Source organism: Neobacillus sp. (genome assembly GCF_031988165.1).
Taxonomy (GTDB): Bacteria; Bacillota; Bacilli; order Bacillales; family Cytobacillaceae; genus Neobacillus; species Neobacillus rhizosphaerae.
Genome location: NZ_DALZYO010000067.1, coordinates 1 through 14,293 on the forward strand (window position 1 = coordinate 1; position 14,293 = coordinate 14,293).

The window sequence follows — 14,293 nt, forward strand, 5'->3', positions numbered from 1 at the left end:
CATAAGCATCGCACGAAGAAAAAGCGTTAGATTTTTCGAGGAGTCCATACGCCGCTAAACAGGCGCTTCCGCTTTTCTTATTAAAACGGTAAATTCATTCCTTTTGTAAATTGCCCCATTGTGTTATTTGTTAGTTCTTCTACTTTTTTAAGGGCATCATTCGTTGCCGCAAGCACTAAATCTTGAAGCATTTCGACATCGTCTGGATCGACTGCTTCTGGCTTAATGATGACATCTACCACTTCTTTATGGCCTGTTACCACGACTGTTACCATTCCGCCGCCGGCTGTTCCTTCAATCTTTTGCTCACCTAGCTCCTCTTGGGCTTCCGCCATTTTCTTTTGCATTTTTTGCATTTGCTTCATCATATTTTGCATATTTCCCATTCCACCACGCATCATTACTACCTACCTCCAATTAATTAGTCAATAATTTCAACAAATTCAGCACCAAATAATTTCTTTGCCTCAGAAATATGAAGCTCTTCTTCCTTATTAGGACCGCTGTCAATTCCTTCTTCACCATGCTGGCTGTTTAAGAAACTTTCCCGAATGGTTAACCACTGCTCTTCTGGAACACCTAACATCAACAGCCTTTTGTTGGTTAATTTATATAATGCTGTAGAAACCGCTTCAAGAAAATCACTCTTGTCCATAGCCATTTGGCAGAGCATTTCATGTTTAAATTTTAATATAAAGGCATTGTCCGAAGCTGCAACTGGCTCTGCATCATTTAATAAGGCCGCATGTGACTTTATTAAGTTAGCCCGCATTTCGCCCCAATTAGCTTTAAGGACATTCAAATCACTTTTTTTGGCTTGTTTTAACACTTCGTTAATTTTTCCTACAGCAGGTTGAAATCCTTTTCTTGATGACCTTTGTGCAGTTTTTTGCGGCTGCGGCGCGGCTTCTTGCTGAGATTGTGCCACTCCATTTGCCTTTAAATATTGCAGCTCATTTTCAAGGTGCTCGATTCTTGATAGTAATTGCTCGATATCTCCTGATTGTGTTTGTGCCACCTGTTTAACTTCTATTTGACACAGTTTCACAATCGCTACCTCAAGAAAAATCCTTGGATGATTCGTCCATCGCATTTCCTGCTGTGTTTTATTTAAAAGGTCGATTAGCTGATAAATTTGTTCAATAGGAATTGTATCCGCCATTGTCCGAAAATCATCATCAAGTAGCACTCTTTCAAGCGATTCTTCAAGATTAGGTGCTGTCTTAAAGAGCAGCATATCTCGGTAAAATAAAATGAAATCCTCAATAAAGCGCGCTGGATCCTTCCCATGATACAATAGCTCATCGAGTGCTTCTAAACCACTTGCCACATCTTTTGTTTGGAACGCAGCAGCTAATTTATTCAAAAAACCTTGTGATACTGAGCCCGTTACCGTAAGCGCATCTTCAACCGTCACCCGGTCTTGGCTGTATGAAATAGCTTGATCTAATAAACTTAACGCATCGCGCATACCGCCTTCAGCCGCTCTAGCAATCATTTGCAACGCTTGCTCATCACAATCAACGCCTGTTTCTTGAACAATTAACTTCATCCGATTCACGATCGCCCCTGCTGTAATGCGTCTGAAATCAAAACGCTGACATCTTGAGATAATCGTTAACGGTATTTTATGAGGTTCTGTTGTTGCTAAGATAAAGATGACATGCTTCGGTGGTTCTTCCAAAGTTTTTAGGAGCGCATTAAACGCACTAATGGATAGCATATGCACTTCATCAATGATATAGACCTTGTAGTTGACTGCCGTCGGTGCAAATTTAACCTTGTCCAAAACATCTCTCATTTCTTCAACTCGAGAATTGGACGCCGCGTCAAATTCTAATACATCTGAAATTGTTCCATTTGTAATCCCGCGACAGGCTGCACATTCATTACATGGTTCTGAAACAGGTGCACGCTCACAATTAATTGCTTTTGCTAAAATTTTCGCCGCACTTGTTTTCCCCGTTCCTCGTGGCCCGGAAAAAAGATAGGCATGCGATATTTTTTGTTGAAGCAGGGCGTTTTGCAATGTCTTCGTTACATGTTCTTGCCCTACGACATCAATAAATGTCTGCGGTCGCCAAACACGATATAAAGCTTGATAAGCCACGTGACACCGCCCCCTTCAAATTTTTATTCTATCAATTGTCCAGCTCCAGCGCTTCCGCTTTTCTCACAAGAATAAGAAAGTATGACTTTTTACTCCGATAACTGTCTAGCTCCAGCGCCTAGCAGCTAGTGTACTTCGCTCTTCTCATTATAACGTATCTATTTTGCTTTTTTCAAAGTATATATCGGAGTTCGCAAAAAAACTCATCCCAAGAACGAGATGAGTTAATTTTAAAAGCATATGTAATAACTGCCGTGCACCTTCCTTCGACTGACGCCCATAAGCGTTACTTAAGCAGTTAGCTCGGCCCAGGCACCCCTGCGGCACATGGAAGCGTCCACTTAATGCTGCTTCCTTCCGGACCTGACATGGTTCATGGATTCCCATTGCGCAGGACCCGGGCGTCAACACCACTTACTTAAGGCAGACCCTACAGGACATCAGCCTCAGGAAGGGATTCAGTCTCGCTAGAGCGGATTGCGAGTACAGGGCACCGCTACCTCCCCACCTAGCACGGCAAAGTTGATACCAAAGTTTAATGCGTCTCAATCTGACGCCTTTTTAGTATACAAACATTCTCGGAAAAAAGCAATCATAATACACTGTAAATTTTTGTAAGTTTATTTAACTTCATTTTCTCTTCTTACTTGTCTCTCAAGTTTTTTCCGGTCTCTTATTTTTCGAAAAAAATCTGAGAGCAGCTGACCGCACTCTGTTTCCAATACTCCCTGGGTTACTGAACTTTGATGATTGAAGCGCTCGTCCTGTAAGAGATTCATTAATGTCCCGGCACAGCCACCTTTTGGGTCGGAAGCACCATAAACAACTCTTTTGACTCTTGATAAAATAATGGCCCCTGAACACATTGGACATGGCTCGAGGGTGACATACAATGTGGTGTTCTCAAGACGCCATGAGCCTACTTTGCGGCAGGCCTGATCAATAGCTAAAAGTTCAGCATGCGCTACTGCATTTTGCTCGCTTTCCCGTAAATTATGAGCCCTTGCAATGACTTCCCCTTGGCTGACTAACACGGCCCCAATCGGCACCTCATCCAGCTCTTCTGCTTTTTTCGCTTCCTCTATTGCTTCTTTCATAAAATATTCGTCTTGGTTATATTCAAGTGTCATGTTAAAGCCACCGCCTTTCAAAAAATGGCATTGTTCATTTATTTTGGTTTACTTTAGTTTCTTTTCGATCGCTTAGGACCACTTAGATGCACGTGATTATCAACTGCTAATTCCAAAAGATTGTATTGCTTCTGTTGATGATCATGATAATCTGAATGCCTTAACGATGATGAAAAATGTTTTAAAGGCTAATATCGAGCCCAGCAATCAAGAAATTTACCAACATTATATCATTTATCCGTCCCTGCCCTCATAAAATAGCGGTAGCGTATGTTTGTGGGAGGGAATAGCATGCAAATTCATGTTGTCAAAGAAAACGAATCATTAACGACGATTGCTCGAAATTATCATACAACGGAAAATGATATTGTTGAGGCAAATGAATTACCGAATCCAAACAATCTTGTCATCGGACAATCCATTGTGATACCGATTGTCGGGCATTTTTATTTCGTTAAACCTGGAGATTCCTTATATTCAATAGCCAAAAAAGTTGGTGTCCCCTATCAAGAGCTTGCCAAAGTTAATCGAATTCCAGCCAATCGTCCACTAAATGTCGGCTTCCGTCTCTATATCCCCCAAGCCCCAAAAAGAAAAGCCGAATTTAATGCATATGTTGAGCCACGTGGTACAACGGTAGCCCCTGTATTAGAAAACAGTGCCCGCGAGGCCTCACCGTATCTGACATATTTAGCTCCCTTTAGCTTCCAGGCCCGCCGTGATGGCACATTGAAGGAACCATTACTGAATAACTTCCCAACGATTGCGAAAACCAATCGAAATGTCTTGATGATGGTGATTAACAACCAGGAAAATGACCAATTTAACGATGAACTCGGACGAATTTTATTAACTGATATAGCGATTCAAGATAAATTCCTCAATAATATCGTAGCAACGGCGAAAAAATACGATTTCCGCGATATTCACTTTGACTTTGAGTTTTTACGCCCCGTAGACCGTGATGCCTACAATCGCTTTTTACGAAAGGCGAAGCAGCGTTTTAAAAGCGAAGGCTGGCTGATGTCGACGGCCCTTGCCCCCAAAACGAGTGCAACACAAAAAGGAAAATGGTATGAAGGTCATGATTATAAAGCGCACGGGGAAATCTCAGACTTTGTCGTGATAATGACGTACGAATGGGGGTATAGCGGCGGCCCTGCCATGGCCGTTTCACCCATCGAGCAAGTGAGGAAAGTTTTGGAATACGCCATCACCGAAATGCCCTCAAATAAAATTCTCATGGGACAAAATCTATATGGCTATGATTGGACGCTGCCATTCGTTCAGGGTTCAGTGGCGAAGGCGGTCAGTCCACAGCAGGCGATACAACTTGCCGCAGCCCATCATGTTCCGATTCAATATGACACAAAAGCACAAGCGCCATTTTTCAACTATACAGCTGCGGATGGCAAGCAGCATGAGGTTTGGTTTGAAGATGCCCGTTCCATCCAGGCGAAGTTTGATTTAATCAAAGAGTTAAATATTCGAGGAATGAGCTATTGGAAACTTGGTTTAGCCTTCCCGCAAAACTGGCTGCTAATCGTTGATAATTTTAATGTTACAAAAAGACCAACCTGAAAAATTTTTTATGACAAAAACTGCCTAATGACGGCAGTTTTTTCTTATATTTGACATAAAACTCACATCTTCTAAATATTCCATATCCCTTCCTGTAAAAGATTATGATAAAATATTCATTGTGTCATTTAGAAAATGTTAAATTATCCAGTTCTTCCTGGTTAAACATAGAAAGTTCAGGCAGTTGGAGAAGGAGGATTTGCAATGGGGGATACACCCTTTATTACCGTTGAAGGACCGATTGGTGTAGGAAAAACATCTCTCGCAAAAGCCATTTCAAAGCAATTTAATTTTGCTTTATTAAAAGAAATTGTTGATGAAAATCCATTCTTGGGGAAATTTTATGAAAATATCGAGGAATGGAGTTTCCAAACGGAGATGTTTTTTCTCTGCAATCGCTTTAAGCAATTAGGGGATATCAATGCCCATTATTTAAGTCAAAGTCAATCTGTTGTTGCGGACTACCATATTTTTAAAAACTTGATTTTTGCTCAGCGATCCTTAAATCTTGATGAGTACAAAAAGTATTACAAGATCTATCAAATTCTTACTGAAGATATGCCCAAGCCGAATGTCATTATTTATTTAAATGCAAGTCTAGATACATTATTGAAACGGATCAAATTAAGAGGGCGCGAAGTGGAAAAGAATATCAGCCCGCTATATTTAGAACAGCTTTCAATGGATTATGAACAAACCATGACGATTTTTGAAAAAGAACATCCAGAAATCCCAGTTCTCCGCTTTAGCGGCGATGAGTTGGATTTTGTAAAAAGTGAACAAGATTTAAACTATATATTCGAGAAACTATCATTATCGTTAAGAAAAACAGCTGGACAAACATATAGAACAGGGGGATGTTAGTGAGTATCGTAATTGGTGGTATGATTGGTCTAGGGAAAACAAGTGTAGCAGATACCTTAAATGCACACTTTAAAAATAAAGGAATCGAAAGTAAAGTGTTTTACGAAGCGGTGGATGATAATCCGATTCTTCCGCTTTATTATGAACTGACACCAGAAGAATTAGATGCACGAAGAATTCCTTTTCTTCTTCAATTATTTTTCTTAAATAAACGCTTCAAAACAGTAAAGGATTGCATTAATTGGCAGGAACCCCTTTACACCATTCAAGATCGTTCCATTTATGAAGATTGGTATTTTGCTTATGTGAATAAAAATTTAGGCCGCATATCCGAACTGGAATTTAAAATTTACGAAGATCTTGTTGAAAATATGATGGAAGAGTTGAATGAGCTTCCCAAAAAGGCTCCAGATTTAATGGTTTACTTAAAGGGATCGTTTGATACGGTAATCGACCGGATTATGGCACGCGGTAGAAGTTTTGAAATCAACCCTGAACTAAAGGAGTACTACTTCGAAGTTTGGAAGGGCTATGATGAATGGGTAATGAACCAATATGCGGCCAGTGAAGTGTTAGTGATTGATATGGATAATACGGATGTTGTCAAAAGCAATGCTGATGCTCAAAAGGTTTGCCGTGACGTGGAAGAAAAATTAAATGAAATATTAAATATCGAAAAAGCACATATTGGTTAATCCAATTTGTGCTTTTCTTTTTAATAGACTAGGGGCGGTGCGGTGGATAAAAATTCTTATATTACAAAAAAAAAATCCGTTACAATGAATGTAACGAATTTTTATCTCCAGTATTTTATGCGCGATTGTATATATTAATGGAGGAGGAAGAGGGATTCGAACCCCCGCGCGGTTTAACCCGCCTGTCGGTTTTCAAGACCGATCCCTTCAGCCAGACTTGGGTATTCCTCCGTATCGACAAAAGATAATTTAACATATTTTAAAAACATTGTCAACACTATTATCAAAAATTCCGGCCGGAAACCATCCGACCGGAATTTTTACATATAGTTATGGCTTGATGACTTCACGATTTCCCATATATGGGCGTAATACAGTAGGAATGACGACACTGCCGTCCTCCTGCTGGTAATTTTCTAAAATTGCAGCCACCGTACGGCCAATCGCAAGACCAGAACCATTTAATGTATGAACATGCTCTGGCTTGGCCTTGGAATCACGGCGGAAACGAATATTGGCACGGCGCGCTTGGAACGCTTCAAAATTACTGCAAGAAGAAATCTCACGATACATTCCATAGCTTGGGATCCAAACCTCAATATCATACTTTTTCGCGGCCGTAAAGCCAAGGTCACCAGTACACATGCTCAATACACGGTATGGTAGTTCAAGCAATTGTAGTACTCGTTCTGCATCATTGGTCAACTTCTCAAGTTCGTCATAAGAATCCTCTGGCTTTACAAACTTTACAAGCTCCACCTTATTGAACTGGTGTTGGCGGATTAATCCTCTTGTATCACGTCCTGCAGAGCCCGCTTCAGAACGGAAGCAAGCGCTGTAAGCCGCAAAGCGAATTGGAAGATCCTCAGCACTTAAAATTTCATCTCGATGATAATTGGTAACAGGCACCTCTGCAGTTGGAATGAGAAAATAATCTTCACTTTCGATTAAAAAAGCATCCTCTTCAAACTTTGGCAACTGCCCTGTCCCCGTCATACTCGTTCGGTTCACCATGTATGGCGGTAATATTTCTGTATAGCCATGCTCATCGACGTGAAGATCAAGCATGAAACCTATTAACGCACGCTCTAAACGAGCACCTAGTCCCTTATAAAATACAAAACGGCTTCCGGTCACTTTACCAGCTCGTTCAAAGTCAAGCATTCCTAGGTGGTCGGCAATATCCCAATGTGGTTTAGCTTCAAAATCGAAATCGCGCACTTGGCCCCACTTTCTAATTTCCACATTATCATCTTCTGTCTCACCAACTGGCACACTTTCATGAGGAATATTAGGAATGCTCAATAGTAAGAGGTCCAAAGTCTCTTCAACACCCCTTAACTCCTCATCAAGCGTTTTAATTTGGTCACCAACCTCACGCATTTCTTTAATTAAATGGTCGGCATCCTGCTGTTCACGCTTTAAAGCCGCTACCTGCTGTGAAACTTCATTTCGCTTGCTTTTAAGTTTTTCAGATTCGACAATTAATTCTCGTCTTTTCTGATCCAGTTCTTCAAACCGGCCAAGATCTGTTAGGTCTTCCCCGCGATGCTGCAGCTTTTCCTTCACCTCTAAAAAATTAGCTCTTAAAACTTTAATATCTAACATAATGACGGCACTCCTTTTCTTATTATTAAAATTGCATTGAACTTAAATCACTGTCTAGCTCCAGCACCGTAAACGGGTGCTGGAGCTAGAAAAACAAAAAACTCCCGCCCCTAAAACAGGGACGAGAGTTACTCGCGATACCACCCTGGTTGACAGCACCACTGTCCACCTCGAAAAAAATGTAACGGTTACTAACCGAAAGTACTTACTGACCTCTGACCGAGGTGTTCCGCACCTTGCTCGAGGAGGGATTCACAAGCTTCATTCACCGATTCACACCAACCACCGGCTCTCTTCAAGAATGAATATCTTGTTACTAGTTCCTCTCATTGCTTTTTCATTATTGATTTGCCTTTTAATTTACTATAATTATGAACAAAATGCAACCATACTATACAAAATGTTTGGCTTTTGCTTCCTTTACCATCTGGGTAAAGTAGGCCGTAAGGCGATGATCTTCCGTTAGTTCAGGATGAAAGGAACAGCCGAGAAATTGACCTTCACGTGCGGCGACGATGCGGTCATTATGTTTAGCCAGGATTTCAACATTCTCTCCCGCCTCAACAATGTGCGGCGCCCGGATAAACACTGCCGGGAAGTTGCTGGTGACATCTTTAATCGCCAGGTTGGCCTCAAAACTATCGACCTGGCGGCCAAAGGAATTGCGTTCAACCTTAATGTCCATCACACCAATATGCGGCTCACTGTAACCAACAAGGTCCTTCGCTAAAAGAATCAAGCCGGCACATGTCCCAAACATCGGTTTCCCCGCACGGGCAAATTCCTTAAGGGCATCCATAAAATCATATTTATCAATTAAACGCCGCATTGCCGTGCTTTCCCCACCAGGTAGAATAAGGCCATCTAAATCTTGTAATTCTTCTTTTCGTTTCACAGCAATCGCTTCGACATCACACGCCTCTAATGACTTCATGTGTTCACGGACTGCACCTTGCAAAGCAAGTACTCCTATCTTAACCATAAAAATACTCCTTTTTGTCTAGCTCCTGTGCTTCAGCTTTTCTAATTACCAGCCTCGTTCTTGCATGCGTGCTTCAGGTGCCAGCGATGAAATTTCAATCCCTTTCATTGGTGTTCCAAGATCCTTCGAAAGCTCAGCAATCAATTTATAATCTTGGAAATGCGTTGTTGCTTCCACAATTGCTCGTGCAAATTTAGCAGGATTTTCTGATTTAAAAATCCCGGAACCAACAAATACTCCATCAGCACCTAATTGCATCATTAGCGCTGCATCAGCAGGTGTTGCTACACCGCCAGCGGCAAAATTCACAACTGGCAGACGGCCAAGACGCTTGATCTCCAGAAGCAATTCATATGGTGCACCCAAAAGCTTTGCTTCCGTCATTAACTCATCCTCATGCATGCCGACTACTTTACGCACCTGTGCATTCACCTTACGGATATGGCGGACAGCCTCCACAATATTTCCTGTTCCCGGCTCACCCTTTGTACGAAGCATGGATGCCCCTTCACCAATCCGGCGAGCAGCCTCACCAAGGTCACGGCAGCCACAAACAAACGGAACGGTATAGTCCTTTTTATTTAAATGATACTCTTCATCAGCAGGTGTTAATACTTCACTCTCATCAATATAATCGACACCCATTGCTTCAAGTACTCGTGCCTCCACAATATGTCCGATTCTAGCTTTAGCCATTACAGGGATTGTAACAGTTTTAAGGACTTCTTCTACAATCCTAGGGTCTGCCATTCTTGCCACTCCACCAGCAGCGCGGATATCAGAAGGAACACGTTCTAAAGCCATTACAGCTACCGCTCCCGCTTCTTCAGCAATTTTTGCCTGCTCGGCGTTGACAACATCCATGATGACGCCGCCCTTTTGCATTTCAGCCATACCGCGTTTAACGAGATCCGTACCTGTTATCATTTGTTATAATCCCCCTTATAATCTTTTTAATATTTATACTATCCTAAATCTGTATTAATAAGTCGGAATAATTTTAATTCCATAAAGACATTAAAGCAACAAAAAAGGATCCCTGTCAAGACAAGAATCCTTCCTTTTAAAACCCAAAATTTTTAAGAGGTATCGTTTTTTTAAAACCAGCCCTTTACAGTTGAAGAAATCCCATGCCATACATCACCGAAGAAATTGCCGATACTCCGCATCGTTAATACAAACCAATTTGCTTTTTCAACATCTTGAACGGCAATGATATCGACTTGTACCTTTTTCTGCCCTTCTTCAGTTAAGAAACTAACCTTTTCACCATTTTTAGGTTCAATTGTTAAGTAGCCAAGTTTTTCACCCTTTTTAATGGGTGCAGTGACCTCGCCGTTTTTATTAACTTTCTTTTTATCCAATACTAGCACTGGTTTATAATTATCTTTTTCGTTGTTCGGAATCACCATGTTTATGGCTGATTTCGTATAAATATTGACTTTGTCTTCTTTCCCCTTGATTACTGGGATGGTTTTATGTCCCTTTACCTGATAATGTTTAGCAACAAGTTCTTCCTTTGTATAATTGCTAAACGCATAATCTAACATTTTCTTTGTTTCACCAAAACGAGCTTTATAGCCATCGTTTTTACCGCTTGAATCCTTAGCATTTTGGACAACAGTTATAAATCGCTTTCCATCGCGGGTTGCTGTACCTGTAAAGCAATAACCTGCAAAATCTGTTGTACCTGTCTTTAGCCCATCCATTCCTTTGTACCCATAAACCAATGATGGCAGCATCCAGTTCCAGTTCTTCATTACTATTCTATCTGTTGTACCCTCACGAAATACTTTCATTGGAGTACTGGCAGTTTTTAAAACATCCGGATATTCATTTATGAGGTGAAAGGCTAACGTCGCAACATCTCGAGGTGACATAACATTTTCTTCGTCAGCTCCTGTTCCTTGTGGCTGCTCACCATGATAATCTTTATTATTTAAACCCGTTGAGTTAACAAATTTAGTATTCTTTAATCCTAATTTTTTTGCCTTTTCATTCATCATTTTAACAAAGTTCGTTTCTGAACCAGCAATTACTTCAGCTAGAGCAATCGTTGCGCCATTTGCAGAATAAATGGCCATTGCTTCATATAATTCTCGGACATTATATTTACCATCACGGCGTAAAGGCACATTAGATAAAGAAGTGGGCTGTGAGGTCTTATAAACAAGATCACTGACGGAATATTCCTGATTCCATTTTACTTTTCCATGTTTCACAGCATCCAACAAAAGATATTCAGTCATCATTTTAGTCATACTGGCAATTCCTAGTGGACTGTCAGCATTTTTCTCATATAAAACCTTACCTGTTTCACCGTCAACTAAGATTGCTCCATCTGCATTCACATTTAATCCCGCTTCTGCCTTCGCTTGATTTACTCCAGCAAAAAGGCTGAAAAACATGATAAATGCCAATACAATGGCCGTACATTTCTGATAAGAATATTTCTTCACTATAACGCCCTCCAACGAATTTATACACCTTGGTTATTTTAACATAACTTACTGGCAAATCATAGACAGAGCATTGCCCCATCTTATTTCCAATATCGGTCTCTTAACAAAGATCATTTAGGACTTTTTCACTAAAAACGTAATGGCGTTACATGCCACCATCTACGATGGAACAACAATTCCTTCAAAGACCCAGCCTGACTTAATTAAAAGGGGGGATTAGTGCCGTTCTACCGTGCTCCGCCCCTTTTCCAAGCAAAAACAGAGAAGACGGATCCTCTCTGTTTCAAAGTTATTAAAGAGAATAATTTGGTGCCTCTTTAGTGATTTGCACATCATGCGGGTGGCTTTCTCTTAGTCCAGCACCAGTCATTTTAATAAATTGTGCTTTTGTTCTTAATTCATAAAGATCCTTAGTTCCGCAATAGCCCATCCCTGATCGGAGGCCGCCAATTAATTGATAGATCGTTTCTGCTAACGGACCTTTGTAAGGGATTCGTCCTTCAATTCCTTCAGGTACAAACTTTTTATTGTCTTCCTGGAAATAGCGGTCCTTTGAGCCTTTTTCCATGGCGGCAACCGATCCCATGCCACGATATACCTTAAAACGACGACCTTGGAAAATCTCAGTCTCACCAGGACTTTCGGAAACTCCTGCTAAAAGACTCCCCAGCATAACGGTGTGACCGCCTGCTGCCAGTGCTTTAACGATATCCCCGGAGTATTTTATCCCACCGTCAGCAATAATCGTCTTGCCGTGCTTTTGGGCTTCCGTTGCACAATCATAGACGGCAGTAATTTGTGGGACACCAACACCGGCCACGACCCTCGTTGTACAAATAGATCCTGGTCCAATCCCTACTTTAACGACATCAGCTCCTGCTTCAATTAATGCTTTCGTTGCCTCAGCCGTTGCCACATTTCCAGCAACAATAGTCAAGTCAGGATATGCCCTTCTTATCTCCTTTACAGTATCAAGGACACCTTTAGAATGGCCATGGGCTGTATCGACGACAATGACATCTACATTTGCCTTTACAAGCATATCCACACGGTTCATCGTGTCACTAGTAACACCTACTGCTGCACCAGCTAATAATCTCCCTTGGCCATCCTTCGCTGAATTCGGGAATTCAATAACCTTTTCAATATCCTTAATCGTAATTAACCCTTTTAGTACACCCTCTTCATCCACAAGCGGAAGCTTTTCAATTTTGTAGCGTTGCAGAATTTTTTCCGCTTCCTTCAACGTTGTTCCGACTGGAGCTGTTACTAGTTTTTCCTTTGTCATCACATCGGATATTTTAAAGGAATAATCTTGGATAAAGCGAAGGTCCCGATTTGTGATAATACCAACAAGCCTTTGTTCCTCCAAATTATTCACAATCGGTACCCCAGAAATTCGATATTTACCCATTAAATGTTCGGCATCATATACTTGGTGTTCCGGAGTCAGAAAAAATGGATCCGTTATTACCCCACTTTCCGACCTCTTAACCTTTTCAACCTGCTCGGCCTGCTGTTCGATGGTCATGTTCTTATGAATAATTCCTAGACCACCTTGGCGGGCAATCGCAATCGCCATTTCTGATTCTGTTACTGTGTCCATTCCAGCACTAATAATAGGAATATTCAACTTTACACTTGGAGATAATTCCACCTGCAGACTCACATCTCTTGGCAATACCTCAGACTTACCGGGAATTAATAATACATCATCAAACGTTAAACCTTCTTTTAAAAATTTACTTTCCCACATTTTTTTGGCCTCCAGGATTAAAAATTTATTTGTAGGTTATCAATTGGGCAAACTACTGTCAAGGAATAACCATTGGTCTGATTTTTCTGAAAAAGGTGATATAATCTTGAGCATTCCATATTCGGATTGGAAAAACTTCTCCTGTTTTTACTCTGCAGAATACTCCCAGGTTCATTTAAAAAGGTGTTATCAAAAGGGTAGCGTTGAAAATCCAGAACAAAAAAGCTACGAAAATTGTTATGCCTTTCTTTATTATCTAGAACATGGCCAAATTTATTATGAGCAGGCAGAGAAGGCCCCGCTTATATTAAAACCAATTCTGCTGTTTTATGGTCTTGTCCATTTAATAAAGGCGTGTATCTTAACCACAGATCCAGCCTATCCTGAAACAACAGCCGTTTTGGCACATGGTGTTTCAACCCGAAAGAAAAAAAAACAAAACTATCTCTTTTTTCAAGATGAAATTAAAATTCAAAAAAATGGACTTTTCCCCTTCATGTCGGAAAAATTATTCCACATGAAACAATTGGAAGGGGAGAAAGTCATTATGGAGGAATTACTACAGCTTATACCCGAGTTGGATGATTTATTCTTTTTACTTAACGGAAAGAGGACCTTTGCAAAGATCCATTTGCTTAATGAACAATTTGAAATACCAGAGGCAATTTTAGATCATTACCATATGACAGAAAACCGCTTTAAAGAATATTTTCCCACAAAGTTTAAAAATGGAATCGAATTTACTAACGAAGGGCTTTCCTTTAAGTTAAACAATCAGATTCATTTAGATGTTTCACCATTGAAATTTAATTATGAGGGCAAATTCCATGCCATTCCCCTTCATAAAAGTAATCTATTCACCCTTCCCGAGCTGCTTATTCACTATCTATTGTTATATAACCTTAGTATGATTGCTCGGTATGAAACGGAATGGTGGAGCGAATTAACGAAAATGATGCCAAATCGGGATTACCCATTTATCGACACTTTCCTTGCTATTACCATGAAAAAAGGTCCCTTTTTAATATATCAATACTTAATGAAATAACCAAAAGGACAATCCTCTCGGATTGTCCTTTACACATGCCTGGCAACGTCCTACTCT

The 14,293-nt window shown here is 40.6% G+C and carries 12 protein-coding genes, 1 tRNA gene, 1 other RNA gene and 1 other annotated feature; of the genes, 4 read left to right on the forward strand and 10 right to left on the reverse strand.

Annotated elements, in window-relative coordinates; genetic code table 11:
* Positions 1-80 precede the first annotated feature (80 nt).
* The 4 genes from RTR43_RS24505 to tadA form a co-directional block, all read right to left on the reverse strand.
* Positions 81-401 (reverse strand): YbaB/EbfC family nucleoid-associated protein, encoded by a 321-nt coding sequence (locus tag RTR43_RS24505; RefSeq protein WP_248737809.1) that lies wholly within the window; start codon positions 399-401, stop codon positions 81-83.
* Positions 402-421: 20 nt separating this feature from the next.
* Positions 422-2,110, reverse strand: a complete 1,689-nt coding sequence (dnaX, locus tag RTR43_RS24510) for a DNA polymerase III subunit gamma/tau (protein ID WP_312476421.1) — start codon at positions 2,108-2,110, stop codon at positions 422-424.
* A gap of 252 nt (positions 2,111-2,362) precedes the next feature.
* Positions 2,363-2,627: signal recognition particle sRNA large type (ffs, locus tag RTR43_RS24515), an RNA gene on the reverse strand.
* 103 nt (positions 2,628-2,730) lie between these two features.
* A complete protein-coding gene (gene tadA, locus RTR43_RS24520) occupies positions 2,731-3,240 on the reverse strand; it encodes a tRNA adenosine(34) deaminase TadA (RefSeq protein ID WP_312476424.1) in 510 nt (169 codons plus the stop codon).
* A 291-nt stretch (positions 3,241-3,531) separates the two neighbouring features.
* On the opposite strand from tadA, the gene RTR43_RS24525 reads away from it, so the two are divergent.
* The 3 genes from RTR43_RS24525 (at position 3,532) to RTR43_RS24535 (ending at position 6,380) form a co-directional block, all read left to right on the forward strand.
* Complete coding sequence (locus tag RTR43_RS24525) at positions 3,532-4,821, forward strand: LysM peptidoglycan-binding domain-containing protein (RefSeq protein ID WP_312476426.1); 1,290 nt, start codon at positions 3,532-3,534, stop codon at positions 4,819-4,821.
* A gap of 204 nt (positions 4,822-5,025) precedes the next feature.
* Entirely contained in the window at positions 5,026-5,685 is a 660-nt protein-coding gene (locus RTR43_RS24530; RefSeq protein ID WP_312476429.1) for a deoxynucleoside kinase, read from the forward strand.
* Positions 5,679-6,380 (forward strand): deoxynucleoside kinase, encoded by a 702-nt coding sequence (locus tag RTR43_RS24535; RefSeq protein ID WP_312476431.1) that lies wholly within the window; start codon positions 5,679-5,681, stop codon positions 6,378-6,380. Before RTR43_RS24530 ends, RTR43_RS24535 begins: the two co-directional genes overlap by 7 nt.
* Positions 6,381-6,518: 138 nt before the next feature.
* On the opposite strand, the gene RTR43_RS24540 is transcribed toward RTR43_RS24535, so the two are convergent.
* From RTR43_RS24540 to guaB, 6 genes are all read right to left on the reverse strand, one after another.
* A tRNA-Ser gene (locus RTR43_RS24540) sits at positions 6,519-6,611 on the reverse strand.
* A 99-nt stretch (positions 6,612-6,710) separates the two neighbouring features.
* The gene (gene serS / locus RTR43_RS24545; protein WP_312476433.1) at positions 6,711-7,988 is read right to left on the reverse strand and encodes a serine--tRNA ligase; all 1,278 of its coding nucleotides are present in this window, start codon (positions 7,986-7,988) and stop codon (positions 6,711-6,713) included.
* Between the two features lie 114 nt (positions 7,989-8,102).
* Positions 8,103-8,327, reverse strand: a binding site (T-box leader).
* Positions 8,328-8,379: 52 nt separating this feature from the next.
* The gene (gene pdxT, locus RTR43_RS24550) at positions 8,380-8,970 is read right to left on the reverse strand and encodes a pyridoxal 5'-phosphate synthase glutaminase subunit PdxT (protein ID WP_312476436.1); all 591 of its coding nucleotides are present in this window, start codon (positions 8,968-8,970) and stop codon (positions 8,380-8,382) included.
* Positions 8,971-9,015: 45 nt separating this feature from the next.
* A complete protein-coding gene (gene pdxS / locus RTR43_RS24555; RefSeq protein ID WP_312476439.1) occupies positions 9,016-9,897 on the reverse strand; it encodes a pyridoxal 5'-phosphate synthase lyase subunit PdxS in 882 nt (293 codons plus the stop codon).
* Between the two features lie 170 nt (positions 9,898-10,067).
* A complete protein-coding gene (locus RTR43_RS24560) occupies positions 10,068-11,378 on the reverse strand; it encodes a D-alanyl-D-alanine carboxypeptidase family protein (protein ID WP_312476447.1) in 1,311 nt (436 codons plus the stop codon).
* A gap of 346 nt (positions 11,379-11,724) precedes the next feature.
* On the reverse strand, positions 11,725-13,188 hold the full coding sequence (guaB, locus tag RTR43_RS24565) for an IMP dehydrogenase (RefSeq protein WP_312476441.1): 1,464 nt from the start codon (positions 13,186-13,188) through the stop codon (positions 11,725-11,727).
* A 106-nt stretch (positions 13,189-13,294) separates the two neighbouring features.
* Between guaB and RTR43_RS24570 the strand changes: the two genes are divergently transcribed.
* Positions 13,295-14,236, forward strand: a complete 942-nt coding sequence (locus tag RTR43_RS24570; protein ID WP_312476444.1) for a YaaC family protein — start codon at positions 13,295-13,297, stop codon at positions 14,234-14,236.
* Positions 14,237-14,293 lie beyond the last annotated feature (57 nt).

Coding starts and splice junctions, on each gene's coding strand:
- pdxT (WP_312476436.1), bottom strand. CDS start 8,970: ATGGTTAAGATAGGAGTACTTGCTTTGCAAGGTGCAGTCCGTGAACAC.
- pdxS (WP_312476439.1), bottom strand. CDS start 9,897: ATGATAACAGGTACGGATCTCGTTAAACGCGGTATGGCTGAAATGCAA.
- RTR43_RS24535 (WP_312476431.1), top strand. CDS start 5,679: ATGTTAGTGAGTATCGTAATTGGTGGTATGATTGGTCTAGGGAAAACA.
- tadA (WP_312476424.1), bottom strand. CDS start 3,240: ATGACACTTGAATATAACCAAGACGAATATTTTATGAAAGAAGCAATA.
- RTR43_RS24525 (WP_312476426.1), top strand. CDS start 3,532: ATGCAAATTCATGTTGTCAAAGAAAACGAATCATTAACGACGATTGCT.
- RTR43_RS24560 (WP_312476447.1), bottom strand. CDS start 11,378: ATGTTTTTCAGCCTTTTTGCTGGAGTAAATCAAGCGAAGGCAGAAGCG.
- serS (WP_312476433.1), bottom strand. CDS start 7,988: ATGTTAGATATTAAAGTTTTAAGAGCTAATTTTTTAGAGGTGAAGGAA.
- RTR43_RS24530 (WP_312476429.1), top strand. CDS start 5,026: ATGGGGGATACACCCTTTATTACCGTTGAAGGACCGATTGGTGTAGGA.
- guaB (WP_312476441.1), bottom strand. CDS start 13,188: ATGTGGGAAAGTAAATTTTTAAAAGAAGGTTTAACGTTTGATGATGTA.
- RTR43_RS24505 (WP_248737809.1), bottom strand. CDS start 401: ATGATGCGTGGTGGAATGGGAAATATGCAAAATATGATGAAGCAAATG.